At 67.3% G+C, this 15,744-nt stretch carries 12 protein-coding genes, 1 pseudogene and 1 CRISPR repeat array; of the genes and pseudogenes, 11 read left to right on the top strand and 2 right to left on the bottom strand.

Translation table 11 applies throughout. The features are described from left to right. Positions 1-153 precede the first annotated feature (153 nt). Genes BMW51_RS14860 through BMW51_RS14840 form a run of 5 tightly spaced genes read left to right on the top strand, consistent with a single transcriptional unit; the run spans position 154 to position 8,702 of the window. Positions 154-1,968, top strand: a complete 1,815-nt coding sequence (locus tag BMW51_RS14860; protein ID WP_093007847.1) for an alpha-amylase family glycosyl hydrolase — start codon at positions 154-156, stop codon at positions 1,966-1,968. After that, positions 1,965-3,566, top strand: a complete 1,602-nt coding sequence (locus BMW51_RS14855) for an alpha-glucosidase (protein ID WP_093007893.1) — start codon at positions 1,965-1,967, stop codon at positions 3,564-3,566. Before BMW51_RS14860 ends, BMW51_RS14855 begins: the two co-directional genes overlap by 4 nt. Next, positions 3,563-5,650 (top strand): glycoside hydrolase family 97 protein, encoded by a 2,088-nt coding sequence (locus tag BMW51_RS14850; protein ID WP_093007845.1) that lies wholly within the window; start codon positions 3,563-3,565, stop codon positions 5,648-5,650. The genes BMW51_RS14855 and BMW51_RS14850 overlap by 4 nt, the downstream gene beginning before the upstream one ends. Next, complete coding sequence (locus BMW51_RS14845) at positions 5,650-7,152, top strand: tryptophan halogenase family protein (protein ID WP_093007843.1); 1,503 nt, start codon at positions 5,650-5,652, stop codon at positions 7,150-7,152. The genes BMW51_RS14850 and BMW51_RS14845 overlap by 1 nt, the downstream gene beginning before the upstream one ends. 14 nt (positions 7,153-7,166) lie before the next feature. Continuing rightward, on the top strand, positions 7,167-8,702 hold the full coding sequence (locus BMW51_RS14840; protein ID WP_093007841.1) for an MFS transporter: 1,536 nt from the start codon (positions 7,167-7,169) through the stop codon (positions 8,700-8,702). Positions 8,703-8,805: 103 nt separating this feature from the next. Here the strand turns inward: BMW51_RS14840 and BMW51_RS16150 are convergent, their stop codons facing one another. Both BMW51_RS16150 and BMW51_RS14835 read right to left on the bottom strand, forming a co-directional pair. Further along, entirely contained in the window at positions 8,806-8,973 is a 168-nt protein-coding gene (locus BMW51_RS16150) for a hypothetical protein (protein WP_177171702.1), read from the bottom strand. Positions 8,974-9,060: 87 nt separating this feature from the next. Beyond that, the gene (locus BMW51_RS14835) at positions 9,061-9,555 is read right to left on the bottom strand and encodes a phosphatase PAP2 family protein (protein WP_177171701.1); all 495 of its coding nucleotides are present in this window, start codon (positions 9,553-9,555) and stop codon (positions 9,061-9,063) included. A 272-nt stretch (positions 9,556-9,827) separates the two neighbouring features. Between BMW51_RS14835 and BMW51_RS14830 the strand changes: the two genes are divergently transcribed. The 6 genes and pseudogenes from BMW51_RS14830 to BMW51_RS14805 all read left to right on the top strand — a co-directional run bounded on the left by BMW51_RS14830 (position 9,828) and on the right by BMW51_RS14805 (position 14,667). Beyond that, positions 9,828-10,505: a response regulator transcription factor gene (locus BMW51_RS14830; RefSeq protein WP_093007837.1), complete on the top strand. Its 678-nt coding sequence runs from the start codon at positions 9,828-9,830 to the stop codon at positions 10,503-10,505. Next, complete coding sequence (locus BMW51_RS14825) at positions 10,492-11,847, top strand: sensor histidine kinase (protein WP_093007835.1); 1,356 nt, start codon at positions 10,492-10,494, stop codon at positions 11,845-11,847. Before BMW51_RS14830 ends, BMW51_RS14825 begins: the two co-directional genes overlap by 14 nt. A 95-nt stretch (positions 11,848-11,942) precedes the next feature. After that, the gene (locus BMW51_RS14820; RefSeq protein WP_093007833.1) at positions 11,943-12,590 is read left to right on the top strand and encodes a Dps family protein; all 648 of its coding nucleotides are present in this window, start codon (positions 11,943-11,945) and stop codon (positions 12,588-12,590) included. Next, complete coding sequence (locus tag BMW51_RS14815; protein ID WP_093007831.1) at positions 12,590-13,129, top strand: DUF3833 family protein; 540 nt, start codon at positions 12,590-12,592, stop codon at positions 13,127-13,129. The genes BMW51_RS14820 and BMW51_RS14815 overlap by 1 nt, the downstream gene beginning before the upstream one ends. After that, positions 13,126-13,863 (top strand): VIT1/CCC1 transporter family protein, encoded by a 738-nt coding sequence (locus BMW51_RS14810; protein WP_093007829.1) that lies wholly within the window; start codon positions 13,126-13,128, stop codon positions 13,861-13,863. The genes BMW51_RS14815 and BMW51_RS14810 overlap by 4 nt, the downstream gene beginning before the upstream one ends. A 108-nt stretch (positions 13,864-13,971) precedes the next feature. Further along, positions 13,972-14,667 (top strand): annotated as a pseudogene (locus BMW51_RS14805) (IS5 family transposase). Positions 14,668-14,855: 188 nt separating this feature from the next. Then, positions 14,856-15,739: direct repeats of the CRISPR family, unit length 30 nt; unit sequence GGGGTTGATCCCCGCGGGTGCGGGGGAGCC. Positions 15,740-15,744 lie beyond the last annotated feature (5 nt).

The raw sequence follows: 15,744 nt of genomic DNA, 5'->3' as shown, positions 1-15,744 counted from the left end.
GTCTTTCCTCTCAATATGTTGCCGGCAGTGTAGGCGGGTCGGTGCCGCGTGTGAATACGTATGCTGCGCGCTTGGCAAGCACGCTCCCGCGCCGCAAACCGCTGCCCAAACCGGGAGGGGTAGACGATGACGCGGAGCAGGATGAGGCGGGCGATGCTCGCGGCGACGGCGCTGGCGCTGGGGGCGCCTGCAGCGGCGCAAACGTCGGACCCGACCGCGACGGTGCAGGCGATGCGCGCTCGGTTGCCGCAGGACGAGGTGATCTATTTCGCGCTGCCCGACCGGTTTGACAATGCCGACCCATCCAACGACCGTGGCGGGTTGACCGGCGACCGGTTGCGCACCGGCTATGATCCGACGTCGAAGGGTTTCTATCACGGTGGCGACCTGAAGGGATTGATGCGGCGGTTGCCGTACATCCAGGCGCTCGGCGCGACCGCGATCTGGGTCGGGCCGGTGTTCAAAAACAAGCCCGTGCAGGGCGCACCCGGACAGGAGAGCGCGGGCTATCACGGGTACTGGATCACCGATTTTAACCACGTCGACCCGCACCTGGGCACCGACGCCGAGTTCAAGGCACTGGTGGATGCCGCGCACGCGCGCGGGATCAAGGTGTACATGGACATCATCGTCAATCACACCGCCGATGTGATCCAGTACCGCGAATGCGGCGCGTGCGCGTATCGTAGCCGTGCAGACTATCCCTACCAGCGCCGCGGCGGGGTGAACGGCCCGGCGATCAATGCCGGCTTCGCGGGCGACGACGTGCGGACCGCGGCGAATTTTGCAAAGCTGACTGACCCCAGCTACGCCTATACGCCGTTCCTGGCGAAAGGTGACGAGCACGCCAAGTCGCCCGACTGGCTCAACGACATCCGCCTGTACCACAATCGCGGCAACACCACGTTCGAGAACGAGAGTTCGACGATGGGCGATTTCGTCGGGCTCGACGACCTGATGACGGAGAACCCGCGCGTGCTGGCGGGGATGATCGACATCTTCGGCGGGTGGATCGACCGGTTCGGCGTCGACGGCTATCGCATCGACACCGCGCGCCACGTCAACCCGGAGTTCTGGCAGGCGTTCGTGCCCGCGATGCTGGCGCGCGCGAAGGCAAAGGGCATCCCGAACTTCCACATTTTCGGCGAGGTGTCGCACGGTTCGGTCGATCCGGGCGCACTCGCCGAGCACACGCGCGTCGACAAGCTGCCCGCGGTGCTCGACTTCGCGTTCCGCCAGGCGGTGATCGAGACGGTCGCGGGCACGCGCGGCACCGACGCGTTCGAGGTGCTGTTCAAGGGCGATCCGCTGTACGAAGGCGGTGCCGCTGCTGCGCAGCAATTGCCGACCTTCGTCAGCAATCACGACAACGGCCGTTTCGCTTATTACGTCCGCCAGGCGTTTCCCAAGGCAGGCGACGACGAGGTGATGCACCGCGTGATGCTGGGCAACGCGATGCTGCTGAGCCTGCGCGGGGTGCCGACGGTTTATTCGGGCGACGAGCAGGGCTTCACCGGCGACGGCAACGACCAGGACGCGCGCGAGGACATGTTTGCGAGCAAGGTGGCGAGCTACAACGACAATCGCCTGCTCGGTACGACGACGACCACCGCGACCGCGCATTTCGGGCAGGACAATCCGCTGTTCAAGCAAACCGCAGCGCTCGCGCGGGTGCGCGTCGCGACACCGGCGCTGACGCGCGGCCGGCAGGTGCTGCGCGCGCGCGAGGAGAAGCCGGGGTTGCTCGCGATCTCGCGCTTCGATCCAACCACGAATGCCGAGATACTGCTCGCCTTCAACACCAGCGGAGCGCCGATCGAGCGGTTGATCGAGGTCGAGCCGGACGCGGCGACCGCGCGCGTGCTGGCGGGCAGCGGCTGCGCCGCGCGCGTCGCCGCACCCGGATCGCTGCGTGTCACGCTGCCCGCGTTCGGCTACGCGGTGTGCGCGCTTGGGGGAACGAAGTGAGGGACACGACGACGACGAACGAGCCCTGGTGGAAGGGCGCGGTGGTGTACCAGATCTATCCCCGCAGCTTCGCTGACGCGAACGGCGACGGGGTGGGCGACCTGCCCGGCATCACCGCGCATCTGGATTATGTCGCCTCGCTCGGCGTCGATGCGGTGTGGATCTCGCCGTTCTTCACCTCGCCGATGGCGGATTTCGGCTATGACGTGTCGGATTACTGCGACGTCGACCCGGTGTTCGGCACGCTTGATGATTTCGACGCTCTGGTGGCGCGCGCGCATGCGTTGGGGTTGAAGGTGCTGCTCGACCAAGTGTGGGCGCACACGTCGGACCAGCATCCGTGGTTCAAGGACAGCCGCGCCAGCCGGACGAGCGCGCACGCCGACTGGTACGTCTGGCGCGATGCGAAGGCGGATGGCAGCCCGCCCAACAACTGGCAGTCGGTGTTCGGCGGCCCGGCATGGACGTGGGACGCGCGGCGCGGGCAATATTACCTGCACAATTTCCTCAAGGAACAGCCGCAGATCAACGGCCACAACGCGGACGTTCAGGCCGCACTGCTCGACGTGGCGCGCTTCTGGCTGGATCGCGGTGCGGACGGCTACCGGCTCGATGCGCTCAACTTCCTGATGTACGATCCTGCCTTCACCGACAATCCGCCCGCGACCGACAAGGGTACGCGCACGCGGCCGTTCGACTTCCAGGAACACCGCTACAACCAGAGCCACGCCGACATCCCGGTGTTCATCGAGCGCGTCCGCGCGGTGTTCGACGAGTATGACGACCGCTTCACCGTGGCCGAGGTCGGCGGTCCCGACAGCGACCGCGAGCGCAAGCTGTTCACCGCCGACGATCGGCGGCTGAACAGCTCCTACGGGTTCGACTTCCTCTACGCGCCCGCGCTGACCCCGGCGACCGTGGTCGACGCGGTGACGAAATGGCCAGATGAGCCGCGGGTCGGCTGGCCAAGCTGGGCGTTCGAGAACCACGACGCGCCGCGCGCGATCTCGCGCTGGTGCGCGCCCGAGCATGCCCCAGCGTTTGCGCGGATGAAGATGCTGCTGCTCGGCTGCCTTCGCGGCAATCCAATTCTCTATTACGGCGAGGAATTGGGACTGACGCAGGTCGACGTGCCGTTCGAGCTGCTGCAGGACCCGGAGGCGATCGCCAACTGGCCGCTGACGCTGTCACGCGACGGCGCGCGCACGCCGATGCCGTGGAAGCACGATGCCGCTCACCTCGGCTTCTCGACCGAGCAGCCGTGGCTGCCGCTGGGCGAGGACCATGCGGCGCTCGCGGTCGACGTGCAGGAAGCGGACGCGTACTCGCTGCTCCACTGGACGAGGGCCGTGCTGGCGCTCCGGCGCGAGGAGGCGGCGCTCAGGCTCGGCGCGTTCGAGGTCATCCACGCCGACGACGCGCTGCTGGTGTTCGCGCGCAACCACCACAATGACCGCGTCGTCTGCGGCTTCAATCTGTCGGCGAAGCCGCAGGTGTGGGCGGGTGCCGCCGACCTCTCCCCCTTGCTCTCGATCGGCGTCACTGGCGCCGAGCTTGCCCCCTACGGCGCGCTGGTCGCGCGAAAGGAACATTCATGAAGACCCTTCTGCTGGCGCTCGCCGCCGCCACCTCCGCGCTGACACCCGCGGTCGCGCTCGCGCAGGATACGCGCGCGGGCGTGCCGTCGCCGGGCGACAATGTCGTCGCGCGCGGCAGCTCGCCCGACGGGTCGATCACCGTGTCGGTCGCGATCGACGGCGACGGGCGCGCGACCTACGCGATTGCACGCCGCGGCAAGCCGGTGATCCGCCCCAGCGCGCTCGGTTTCCTGTTCACCGATGCGCGCAAGATCGATCGCGCGCTGGCGCTCGTCTCGACCTCGCAGAGCAAAAGCGACACGTCGTGGACGCAGCCGTTCGGCGAGTGGAAGACGATCCGCGACAACCACAACGAGCTGGTTGTCCGCCTGCGCGAGACCAAGAACCTCAACCGCGAGATGGTGGTCACGTTCCGCATCTTCGACGATGGCGTGGGGTTCCGTTACTCCTTCCCCGACCAGCCCAATCTGCATCACGCCAATATAGCGGAAGAGCTGACCCAGTTCGCGCTCGCGGAGGACGGCACCGCGTGGTGGAAGCCCGCGTTCGAGTGGAACCGCGAGGAGTATCTCTACAACAAGACGCCCGTAAGCGCGGTCGGCACCGCGCAGACCGTCTTCACCGCCAAGCTGGCGAGCGGCACGCACGTCGCGATCCACGAGGCGGCGCTGGTCGATTATTCGGCGATGAACCTGGCGCAGGTCGCGGGCACCACCACGCTAAAGGCAGTGCTGACGCCCGGGTCCGGCGCGCCCAAGGTCAGCCGCGACGCGCCGTTCGCGACGCCGTGGCGGACGATCATCATCGCCGACGATGCGCCGGGCCTCTACATGAGCCACATCGAGCTCAATCTGAACGAGCCCAACAAGCTGGGCGACGTGAGCTGGATCAAGCCGGGCAAGTTCGTCGGCGTGTGGTGGAACATGATCAAGGGCGACTGGACCTGGGCGACCGGGCCCAAGCACGGCGCCACCACCGCCAACGTCAAGCGCTACATCGATTTCGCCGCGGCGAACCGGATCCCGGGCGTGCTGGTCGAGGGGTGGAACGTCGGCTGGAACGGCGACTGGTTCGGCGACGGCAACGCGATGGAGTTCGACCAGCCGACGCCCGATTTCGATGCGGACGAGCTGGCGCGCTACGCCAAGTCGAAGGGCGTGTACCTGATCGGGCACAATGAGACGGGCGGGTCGGCGAGCCATTACGACGCGCAGCTCGACCGCGCGTTCAAGTTCGCGCGCGATCACGGCATTCCCGCGATCAAGACCGGCTACGTCACCGACGCGGGCGAGATCGAGCGCGTCGATGCCGACGGCTCCAAGCACCGCGAGTGGCACGAGGGGCAGTGGATGGTGAATCACTACAGCCGCGTGGTCGAGACCGCCGCCAAATACCGCATCGGAATCGACAGCCACGAACCGGTCAAGGACACCGGGCTGCGCCGCACCTACCCGAACTGGCTGAGCCGCGAGGGCGGCCGGGGCATGGAGTACAACGCCTGGCCGGGCAAGAACCCGCCCGAGCACGAGACGAACATGTTCTTCACGCAGTGGCTGGGCGGGCCGATGGACTTCACGCCGGGCGTGCTGAGCCTGACCGGATCGGAGGGCAGCCCGCTCCAGTCGACCGAGGCGAAGCAGCTGGCGCTATACGTCGTGATCTACTCGCCGGTCGCGATGGCAGCGGACACGCCGGAGAATTATGCCAAGCACATGGACGCGTTCCAGTTCATCCGCGACGTGCCGGTCGACTGGTCGGACACGCGCGTGCTGAACGGCGAGGTCGGCGATTACGTAACGGTCGCGCGCAAGGATCGTGGGTCGAACGACTGGTACCTGGGGAGCATCACCGACGAGAATGCGCGCACGCTGACGGTCGCGACCGACTTCCTGGACAAGGGCAAGACCTACACCGCGCAGGTGTACCGCGACGGCGACGACGCGGACTACAAGACCGAGGCGCGCCACTCGATCAAGATCGAGACAATCAAGGTGCGCGGGGGTGACACGCTGACGATCAAGCTGGCGCCCGGCGGCGGGCAGGCGATCCGCTTCGTCGCGCCGGGCGGGCGTATTCGCCGCTGATGCGCGACGCGCCGCCTCTCTCCCCGCGTGTCGTCGTGCTCGGCGGCGGTACTGCGGGGTGGATGGCGGCGTGCCTGTTCGCGGCACGTTGGCCGCGGGCGCGCGTGACCGTGGTCGAGGCGCCCGAGATCGGCATCGTCGGGGTCGGCGAGGGATCGACCCCGCAGCTCCGCGCACTGTTCGCGCGGCTCGGCATCGCCGAGGATGCGTGGATGCCCGCGGCGGACGCGACCTACAAGACCGGCATCCGCTTCGACGGCTGGTCGGCCCGCGCGGGCTATTCCAGCTATTTCCACCCGTTCGCGAGCGCGATCGACCTGCATACCGCGGGGGCGTTCCACGCTTGCGCACTCGCGCGGCGGACGGGCCGCGCGGTCGATGCGCATCCCGACCGCTTCTTTCTTAACACGCGGCTCGCCGAGGCGCACCGCGCGCCGATCGCGCCCGAGCATTTCCCGTTCGAGGTCGGCTACGGCTACCACTTCGACGCGCACAAGGTCGGCGCGGTGCTGCGCGATCACGCGCTGGCGCAAGGTGTCGTGCATGTCGCGGCGCGCGTCGACACGGTCGAACTGGGCGACGGCGGCGACATCGCCGCGCTGATTCTCGCGGGGGGCGAGCGGCTGACGGGCGACATCTTCGTCGATGCGAGCGGGTTCCGCTCCGTTATCGCGCAAGGCGCGCTCGGCGTGCGCTTCGTGCCGTTCGCGCGTAACCTGTTCTGCGACCGTGCGGTGACGCTGCCGACGCCGCGCAAGGCCGGCGCGCCGATTGACGCGCACACGACGGCGACCGCGCTGTCGAGCGGTTGGGCCTGGGCGATCCCGCTCACGTCGCGGACGGGCAACGGCTACGTCTACGCGTCCGATCACCTGTCGGCGGATGCGGCCGAGACCGAGTTGCGCCGCCACCTGGGACTGCTCGACGCCGACGTGGCGGCGCGGCACCTGACGATGAAGGTCGGGCGCGTCGAAGAGGCGTGGCACGCCAATTGCCTCGCGATCGGTCTGGCACAAGGCTTCATCGAGCCGCTGGAGGCGACCGCGCTGCACCTGACGCAGACGACGGTCGAGCGTTTCATCGACGCGTACGAGGAGGGGCAGGGCACGCCCGCGCGGCGCGACACGTTCAACGCCGAAATCGCGCGGCGCTTCGAGGGCGTGCGCGATTACATCGTCGCGCACTATCGTCTGAACCAGCGCCACGACACCGACTTCTGGCACGCCAACGCCGCCAACAATCACCTGTCAGATGATCTCAAGGCGATCATGACCGCGTGGTTCACCGGGCGCGACGTCGCCGCGGAGGTGACACGGCGCGACTTAGCAGGTTTCTACTCGGCCCTGTCATGGGAGGTGCTGTTCGCGGGTTACAGTACGTTCCCCGACGACGCGCGGCTCAGGCCCGCGCTCGCGCCGACCAATACGGCCGCAATCGACCGGCTGCTGGACGGCTGCTTGCTCAATTTCGGCGATCACGCCGCCGCGCTCGCGCGCCGGTAAACGGAGAACACTGGATGGCCAGCGTAGCGGCAGCGATCGAGGCACAGGGCGCGGTTGAGCGGCGCAAGCGGCAAAGTCTGCTCGGCTTGCTCAACATCTCGTTCGGCTTCTTCGGCATCCAGATCGGCTTTGCGCTCCAGAATGCGAACATGAGCCGGATCTTCCAATCGCTCGGCACCAGCCTCGATGACCTGCCCGCGCTCTGGGTAGCGGCGCCGCTGACCGGACTGTTGGTGCAGCCGGTGATCGGGCATTTGAGCGACCGCACGTGGCTGGGGCGGCTGGGGCGGCGGCGGCCGTATTTCCTCGCCGGCGCGCTGCTTGCTGCAATCGCGCTGCTAATTATGCCCGAGAGCCCGGTGCTGCTGGTTGCCGCCGTCATGCTGTGGGTGCTCGATGCGTCGCTCAATGTGTCGATGGAGCCGTTCCGCGCCTTCGTCGGCGACATGCTCGACAAGGATCAGCACGCCGCGGGCTACGGCGTGCAGACCGCGTTCATCGGTGCGGGCGCGGTGGTGGGCTCGATCTTTCCCTGGATGCTCGAGCGGCTAGGCGTGTCGAACGTCGCAGCCGCGGGCGCGATCCCCGATTCGGTGCGCTACGCCTTCTGGTTCGGCGGCGCGGCATTGCTGGCGAGCGTGATCTGGACCGTAATGTCGACGCGCGAATACTCGCCCGACGAGCTGGCGAGGTTCGACGGCGCGGCCGACGCGGGCGAGGAGGCGCACGTGCTGCGCGTGCTCGCCGCGCGCAGCGATGCGGCGTGCCTCGCGTGGATCGCTGCCGGCGCGGCGGTCGTCACGCTGGTGGCGCTGACGGGGCTAGAGAAGGAAGTGTATCTGCTCGGCGGGCTGCTCGCCGCCTACGGCGTCGCCAGCCTGGTCGCGGTCCGGCGCGCACGTGGCGGGCAGGGTGCGGGCATGCTGGGGCATATCGTCGGCGATTTCTCAGGCATGCCGACGCTGATGAAGCGGCTGGCGCTGGTGCAGTTCTTCAGCTGGTCGGCGCTGTTCATCATGTGGATCAACACGACGCCGGTGGTGACCGGGCGCTTCTTCGGCGCGGCGAATGCGGGGAGCGCAGGCTATCAGGAGGGCGCGAGCTGGGTCGACGTGCTGTTCGCGACCTATAACGGGGTCGCGGCGGTGTCGGCGCTGGTGCTGATCCCGCTGCTCGCGCGTCGCATCGGGCAGGCGCGCACGCACATCGTCGGGCTGGTCTGCGGGGCAGCGGGCTTCGCGAGCATCTTCTTCGTGCCCGATCACCGCTGGCTGCTCTTGAGCGAGGTCGGGATTGGCGTCGCCTGGTCGACAATCCTCGCCATGCCCTACGCGATCCTCGCCTCCGCGCTGCCGCAGCGCAAATTGGGCGTCTACATGGGATTGTTCAACGTGTTCGTGGTAGTGCCGCAACTGCTGGTCGCAACCGTGATGGGGTCGATCACCAAGCACTTCTTCCCGGGCGAGCCGATCTGGACGATGGCGTTCGCCGCCGCGACGATGCTGGTCGCCGCCGCGGCGATGACGCGGGTAAAGGGCTTTGCGCCCTAGAATATCGGTCAGAGCCGGGCGGGTAATCGCCTGTAAAAAGATGTCGTTTGAGTGGCGAGTTCCGACGCCGATCGGAGGAGCCGCGGGATCAGGAACGACCTGCTCAGTCGCCCAGCCGCTGAAATGGCAGGCTGATCACCGACATGATGATCAGCAGAACACCCCAGGTCGCGTAGAAATAGAATTCGCGTGGCAGTGACGGTGACACGACGGCGTCGTCGATCCGGCTGAGATCGAGCGAAGGCCGGTCGCGTTGAGGCGATTGCGGCATGAAAGCTATCTCGCTGTTTGCGAGGTGATGCCCCTCAGGACGCTCTGTCCGAAGCTCGTGACGACCAGGCGACATCGGCAGCGCTCCTCAAAAGCGTACGGCGAGCGCGGCACCGCCGCCGCCGGGCGCGCCCCACGGCGTCAGCCGGACGCGATCGTCGTGCGCGGAGGTGAGCAGCAGCCCGCTCAACACCCCGATCCCGGCGCCCGCCGCCACGTCGTGAACGTAATGTTTGGAGGCCACGACGCGCGCGACGCCGACGAAGGTAGCGACCGCATAGGCGGGAAGCCCGGCCTGCCAGCCATAGCGTTTCTCCAGCGTCGTCGCCGCCGCGAACGAGATCGACGTGTGTCCTGACGGAAAGCTGCGATCGTCGCTGCGGTCGGGCCGGCGTTCGTGGACCAGTTCCTTGAGCACGAAGGTGGTGCCCCCCGCGGCGGCCATGCTGCCCGCCGCCATCAGGTCGCCGCGCCAGTCACCTTGAATCGCCGGCACGCCGAGCGCGGCCGCGACCAATGCGTCGCGCGCGACCCCGCTCGCCCGGTCCCAGTCGCGGTCGCGCGCCTGCGCCGAGGTCGGCATCGCTATCGCTGCCAGGCCAACCAAGGCGACCGAATACCGCATCACGCGCGTTGCTGCGTTGGTACTGGACGAAGCTTCAGTCGTGCACGTTCTACCCCGCACTGGGCAACGGACGACACTGATGCGGACAACAAGTTCGCCTTCGACATCATGTTCGCTCCACGCGACATCATCGTCGTCTTAGCTGTGAGCCTTGTGGCATGCGATTAAATCACAGTTCACACTCTGAACTGCCGCTTGATTGAAGCATTGATCTGCGGAAGGCAGGTGACGTGGCGCACATTCGACTGATTGAGGACGACCGGGGTACCGCCGACGAGATCGCACTCGAGCTGCGCCGCAACGGCCATCTCGTCACGCATTACCCGCTGATCGGTGACGCGCTGGAGGCGGCACGCGACGGCGAGCCCGACCTGTTGATCGTCGATCGCCAGCTGCCCGATGGTGAGGGCTTGGACCTGATCGCCCGATTGCGCGCCGCGGGCAGCCGTACACCCGCCCTGGTGCTGAGCGCGCTCGGCAGCCTCGATGACCGTGTTCGGGGGCTGCGCGCGGGCGGCGACGATTATCTGCCGAAGCCGTTCGCGCTGGTGGAACTGGTCGCGCGCGTCGAGGCGCTGCTGCGTCGCCCGAGCGACCCGCGTGAAACGCGACTGATCGTCGGCCCGCTAGACCTCGACCTGCTTGCCGGATCGGCGACCCGCGCCGGCCGCGCGCTCGACCTATTGCCGCGCGAACTCAAGCTGCTCGAATATCTCGCACGCCGCCCCGGGCAGATCGTCACGCGCTCGCTGCTGCTGCGCGATGTCTGGGGCTATACGTTCGAGCCCAACAGCAACGTCGTCGATGTCCACATCGGTCGTCTGCGCCGCAAGGTCGATGCCGAGGGCGAAGCGCCGATGATCCGCAACGTGCGTGGCCAAGGCTATGTCTTCGATGTTCCCGGCTGATCCGCGCGCGCGCGCGACGCTGCGCTGGGGCGGCGCGATCGCGGCGCTGATGATCGTCCAGTCGCTGGTCGCGGCGGCGATCTTCTGGGCGCTGCTCAACGCCAGCCACGCGCGCGATCTCGAACAATCGATGGCGAGCGATTGCCGGTTCTTCGCGCTGACGCCGATCGGCGAGCGAACGGAGGAGTTGCGCGAGATGCTGACGCGCGACATTCACCGGGAGCGGTTTCTGGCCCTGTTCGACGCATCGGGACGGCTGATCGATGGAAACATCGCCGATCGCCCGGTGGCTCCAGCCGGTGGATCGCGCGCCTTCACGACCACGCTTACCCCGACCGAGCTGCCGGGCAAGCAGCGCGACGTGGCGCGCGTCACCTTGTGCCCGCTGCCGGGCGGTCAGCAATTGCTCACCGGGTTCGACCTGGACGATGCCGAGGAAGCGCTGCGGATCGCCGAGCACGCGCTGCTGATCGGGCTGTTGCCTGGCTTCGCGCTGGCGATCGGGTTCGGGCTGATCGCGGGGCGACGCGCCGCGCGACAGGTCGATGCCGTGCGCCAAGTGACCGAGCGCGTGGTCGCCGGCAATCTCGCCGAGCGGCTGCCGATCTCGCACCGCCCAGATAGCTTCGACCTGCTGTCGTCGCACATCAACACGATGCTCGACCGGTTGCAATCGCTCGTCGCCGACGTGCGCGCGGTCGGCGACGACATCGCGCACCAGTTGCGCACGCCGCTCACGCGACTGCGCGCCCGGATCGAGCGTGGCATGCGCGAGGCGGACGACGCGAGGGAGTTTCAGGCAGTGGCGGACGCCGCCTTGGTCGAGATCGACCAATTACTGGGCATTGTCGCCGCGCTGCTGCGCATCCGCGAACTGGAGGACCACGAACGCCGCAGCCGGTTCGCGCCCGTCGATCTGGCGCAGGTCGCGGCCGACGCTTGCGATTTGTACCGCCCGACCGCGGAGGACCGGGGCGTCCGGCTGCACTGCGCAATTACGCCTGTCACGATGGTCGAGGGTGATGCCAGCCTGTTGATCGAGGCGATCGCCAATCTGCTCGACAATGCGATCAAATTCGGTCCGAAGGGTGGTTGCGTTACCGTGACGACCCGGCAATCGGGTGACGGCGTCATCGTCACCGTTGCCGACGAGGGTGCGGGGATACCGCCGGGCGAGCGCGATCTCGTCATGCAGCGTTTCTACCGCGGGCGGCGCGACTGTCACGGTGTCGGGCTGGGATTGAGCCTGGTCAGGGCGATCGTCGACATGCACCGCTTCACGCTACGCTTCGCCGACCACGGAAGTGCGGTGTCGCTGATTGCGCCAGCGATGCTAACCTGAACGCGAATTTAGACAACTGCGCGAATGGCCGCACGTTCTCTGACCATTCACCAGCCGGCACGATCCCGTGTCGGCGATCAGCCAGAGGATGATCGATGCGCGCTTCCCTTCGTTCCGCCACGCTGTTTTTCGCAGCGACGCTTGCCACGCCCGCTTTGGCGCAAGGTCCGGCACCGACCGGCGGTTTTCCGACCAACAGCGTGACGACGCGTGAACACGGTGGGCCGCAGGCGGGTGCGCAACGCGCATCGATCCAGTCGTTGCAGCAGACGCTGACCGAGCTCCAGCAGCTGCAATTGCAGACCAAGCAGGCGCATTGGAACGTGTCGGGCACCTTGTACTATCCGCTGCACGAGCTGCTGCAGGAGCATTATGAGGGCGTCAGCAAATATGCCGACGAAGTGGCGGAGCGACTGCTTGCGGTCGGCGCGTCGGCGGACGGGCGCGCCAACACGATCGTGCGCACCAGCCGCGTGCCCGAATATTCCGGAGGCTTCACCGACGACGCGCAGGTGATCGGCTGGTTCGCGCACAACTACAAGGTAGTGAGCGACGAGGTTGGCCAGGGGATCAAGTCGACCGAGGACGGCGATCCGACGACGTCGAACCTGCTGCAGGAAGTCCAGCACGCCATCGACAAATATCAGTGGCAGATGCGCGCGATGATCCAGCCGACGCCGACCGACCAGAACACCGGCGCCGACCTGAACGGTGGCCGCCCGATCATGGCGCCAGGCGGCTGATGACGACCGCGCGTGGTCGGATCACGATCCGATTGCTCGTAGTACTGGCCGTTCCGTTCGGAGCGGCCGGTTGCGTTTCGGGCGCCGGTCCGTTGCCGCGCGCCGCGCCCGAGCCGGTGTTCGATCCGGCCGCGTTCTTCGCGGGCGAGACGCACGGCGTCGGCACGCTGCGCGTCGTGTTGCGCGGCGCGACCGCTACCGACGTTCGCGGCATTGGTCGTGTCGATGCGGCGGGCACGATCACGCTCGATCAGGAGGTGGTACAGGGCGGTGGAGCGCCGAAGCATCGTCGCTGGCAGCTGCGCCCCACCGGCCCACTGCGCTACGCCGGCACGCTGACCGACGCGGTCGGCCCCGTCGTCGCCATCACGCGCGGCAACATGCTCGAAATCCGCTTCACGATGCGGCACGGATTGAAGGTCGAACAACGCTTGTTTCTGCAACCCGGCGGCCGAGTGGCGCTCAACCGCATGACGATCCGCAAGCTCGGCATCGTGGTTGCCCAACTGGACGAACGGATCGAGAAACAGCAGCGATGAATGAGTCCGTCACCGTTACGCACGCCGCGCCGGCTGCTTCGCCAGCCTTTACCGAACACCATCTGGTTCACCGCACCGGATGGCTGCGTGCCGCGGTGCTGGGTGCAAATGACGGGATCATCTCGGTATCCAGCCTGCTGGTGGGCGTCGCCGCTGCACCGACTGCGACGATGTCGAGTATCCTGCTCGCCGGAAGCGCGGCGCTGGTCGGCGGCGCGCTGTCGATGGCGGCTGGCGAATATGTCTCGGTCAGTTCGCAGAGCGATACCGAACAGGCCGACCTCGCACGCGAGCGACGCGAACTGGCGCGTGCGCCCGAGCAGGAGACGGCCGAACTCGCCGCGATATACGAGACACGCGGCGTCAGCGCCGATCTGGCGCGACGGGTGGCCGAGCAGATGATGGCGCACGACGCGCTGGGCGCACACATGCGCGACGAACTCGGGCTGACAGACGAGCTGGCGGCGCGGCCGGTCCAGGCCGCCCTGTCGTCTGCCGCTGCCTTCACCGCGGGCGCGGCGCTGCCGTTGCTGGTCGCGGTATTGGCGCCGCACGGCCTGACCGCAATCGCGGTGTTCGCTGCCGCGCTGGTGCTGCTGGGATTGCTCGGCGCGATCGGCGCCCGAGTCGGCGGCGCGCGCATGCTGCCGGCGATGACGCGGGTGGTCTTCTGGGGTGTGATTGCGATGGGCGTGACCGCACTGATCGGTCGTTTCGTCGGGGCGGTGGTCTAGCGACAACTTACAGAGGCATGTCTGAGGGCCAGCTCGGGTCATTGGCTTGAGTCAGAACGCATTCGTGTGAGCGTCGCGGTCTGGTTCAGGCTTCGTGAGGAGACGGGGATTGAGCGACCGCTCTGGCTGAGAGACGAGCAGATGGAGCGGTTGCAACTCTGTTTCCCCAAAAGCCTTAGTAAGCCTGGAGCGGAGGACCGGCGGGTGTTGCGGTATTGTGTTCGTTAACGAACGGCTGCGAAGGCGTGATGCGCTAGTCGCCTTTAGCTCGCCCAAGACACTCAATCAGCGGTGGAGGTGCTAGGGAGAGGAAGGCATTTTCACGCGGACAATGGGAGGGGCTGGCTGCGGCACATGCTGAGCCGGATATGATCATGATCACCGCGACCTACCTCAAGGCACACCGATCGGCATCGAACCTACGCGGCATAAAGGGATCTTGACCGCCTGATTGGACGCACGAAAGGCGGCATGAACACGAAGGTTTTCGGTATCGCCGATACGAACGGCCGCCTGACGAGCTTCGTCATGACGGCGGCCCAAGTCAGCGACTATATTGGCGGTGCAGCGCTGCTCGACGAGCAGCTCTGGATGTAAATGCTGTCTGTCAACAGCGGCTACGACGCCGATTGGATCAGAGTCGCGCTTCAGGCAGAGGGCATCCAGCCGTGCATTCTGGGGCGGCGATCCCGCAATAAACCCCTCAAGCATGACAAGCGCCGTTACTGGCGCCGCAGCCAGATCGAGATCATCTTCGGCCGCCTCAGGAACTGGCGTCCTGCCGCAACCCGCTACGATCGCTGACCAACCGCCTTCTTCGCTGCCATCGCCCTCGCCGCTACCTTCATCTTGGAATTATAATCAACGAATCCTGACGCTCAAGGAGGCGAAAACGGGTCCGCGGGCGGCGCAGGTGATCCGCCCGTTGGCTATCTCTGCGTGAAGATTGTTCGATAAGCGGAAAAGATGTAGGTTGACTTCGCGTAAGCGCTGGGGTTGATCCCCGCGGGTGCGGGGGAGCCTTGCAGGCCGCGCAGGTTGATCGTCGGACCCAGGGTTGATCCCCGCGGGTGCGGGGGAGCCTGCCGGTCGCCTGCGGTCTGTCCAACCAAGAAGGGTTGATCCCCGCGGGTGCGGGGGAGCCTGCCCGCCCGGGAAGCGCTTCTGCAGCAGCTTGGGTTGATCCCCGCGGGTGCGGGGGAGCCTGCACGTGCATGTCGGTGAGCTCGTCGCGCTCGGGTTGATCCCCGCGGGTGCGGGGGAGCCCGGGGAGGATGCGAAGTGAGCCGGGTCGAGGTGGGTTGATCCCCGCGGGTGCGGGGGAGCCGGCGACGATCGCGGTCCGCTTCCATGATCGAGGGGTTGATCCCCGCGGGTGCGGGGGAGCCGGAAACCAGGTGAGCATGGACGTCCCCGCCCGGGGTTGATCCCCGCGGGTGCGGGGGAGCCCCGCTCTCTCCGGGGCGCAGGCCCGCCGCTAGGGGTTGATCCCCGCGGGTGCGGGGGAGCCGGAAACCAGGTGAGCATGGACGTCCCCGCCCGGGGTTGATCCCCGCGGGTGCGGGGGAGCCCCGCTCTCTCCGGGGCGCAGGCCCGCCGCTAGGGGTTGATCCCCGCGGGTGCGGGGGAGCCGCGGCCCGCCGATCGTCGCCGGCCTTGAACGGGGGTTGATCCCCGCGGGTGCGGGGGAGCCTTCACCGGATCTGATAACCACCGGTGGATTTGGGGTTGATCCCCGCGGGTGCGGGGGAGCCGGTCAGCGTCGGCACAGCTGACGGCACAATATGGGTTGATCCCCGCGGGTGCGGGGGAGCCCTGCACCCGGCGTGCGAGGTCCGCTTCGACACCGGTTGATCCCCGCGGGTGCGGGGGAGCCCTCGC

It is taken from the genome of Sphingomonas palmae (assembly GCF_900109565.1).
GTDB lineage: Bacteria > Pseudomonadota > Alphaproteobacteria > Sphingomonadales > Sphingomonadaceae > Sphingomonas > Sphingomonas palmae.
Note: the sequence above shows the minus strand (reverse complement) of the source record. Positions and strands in the feature narration are given on the sequence as shown.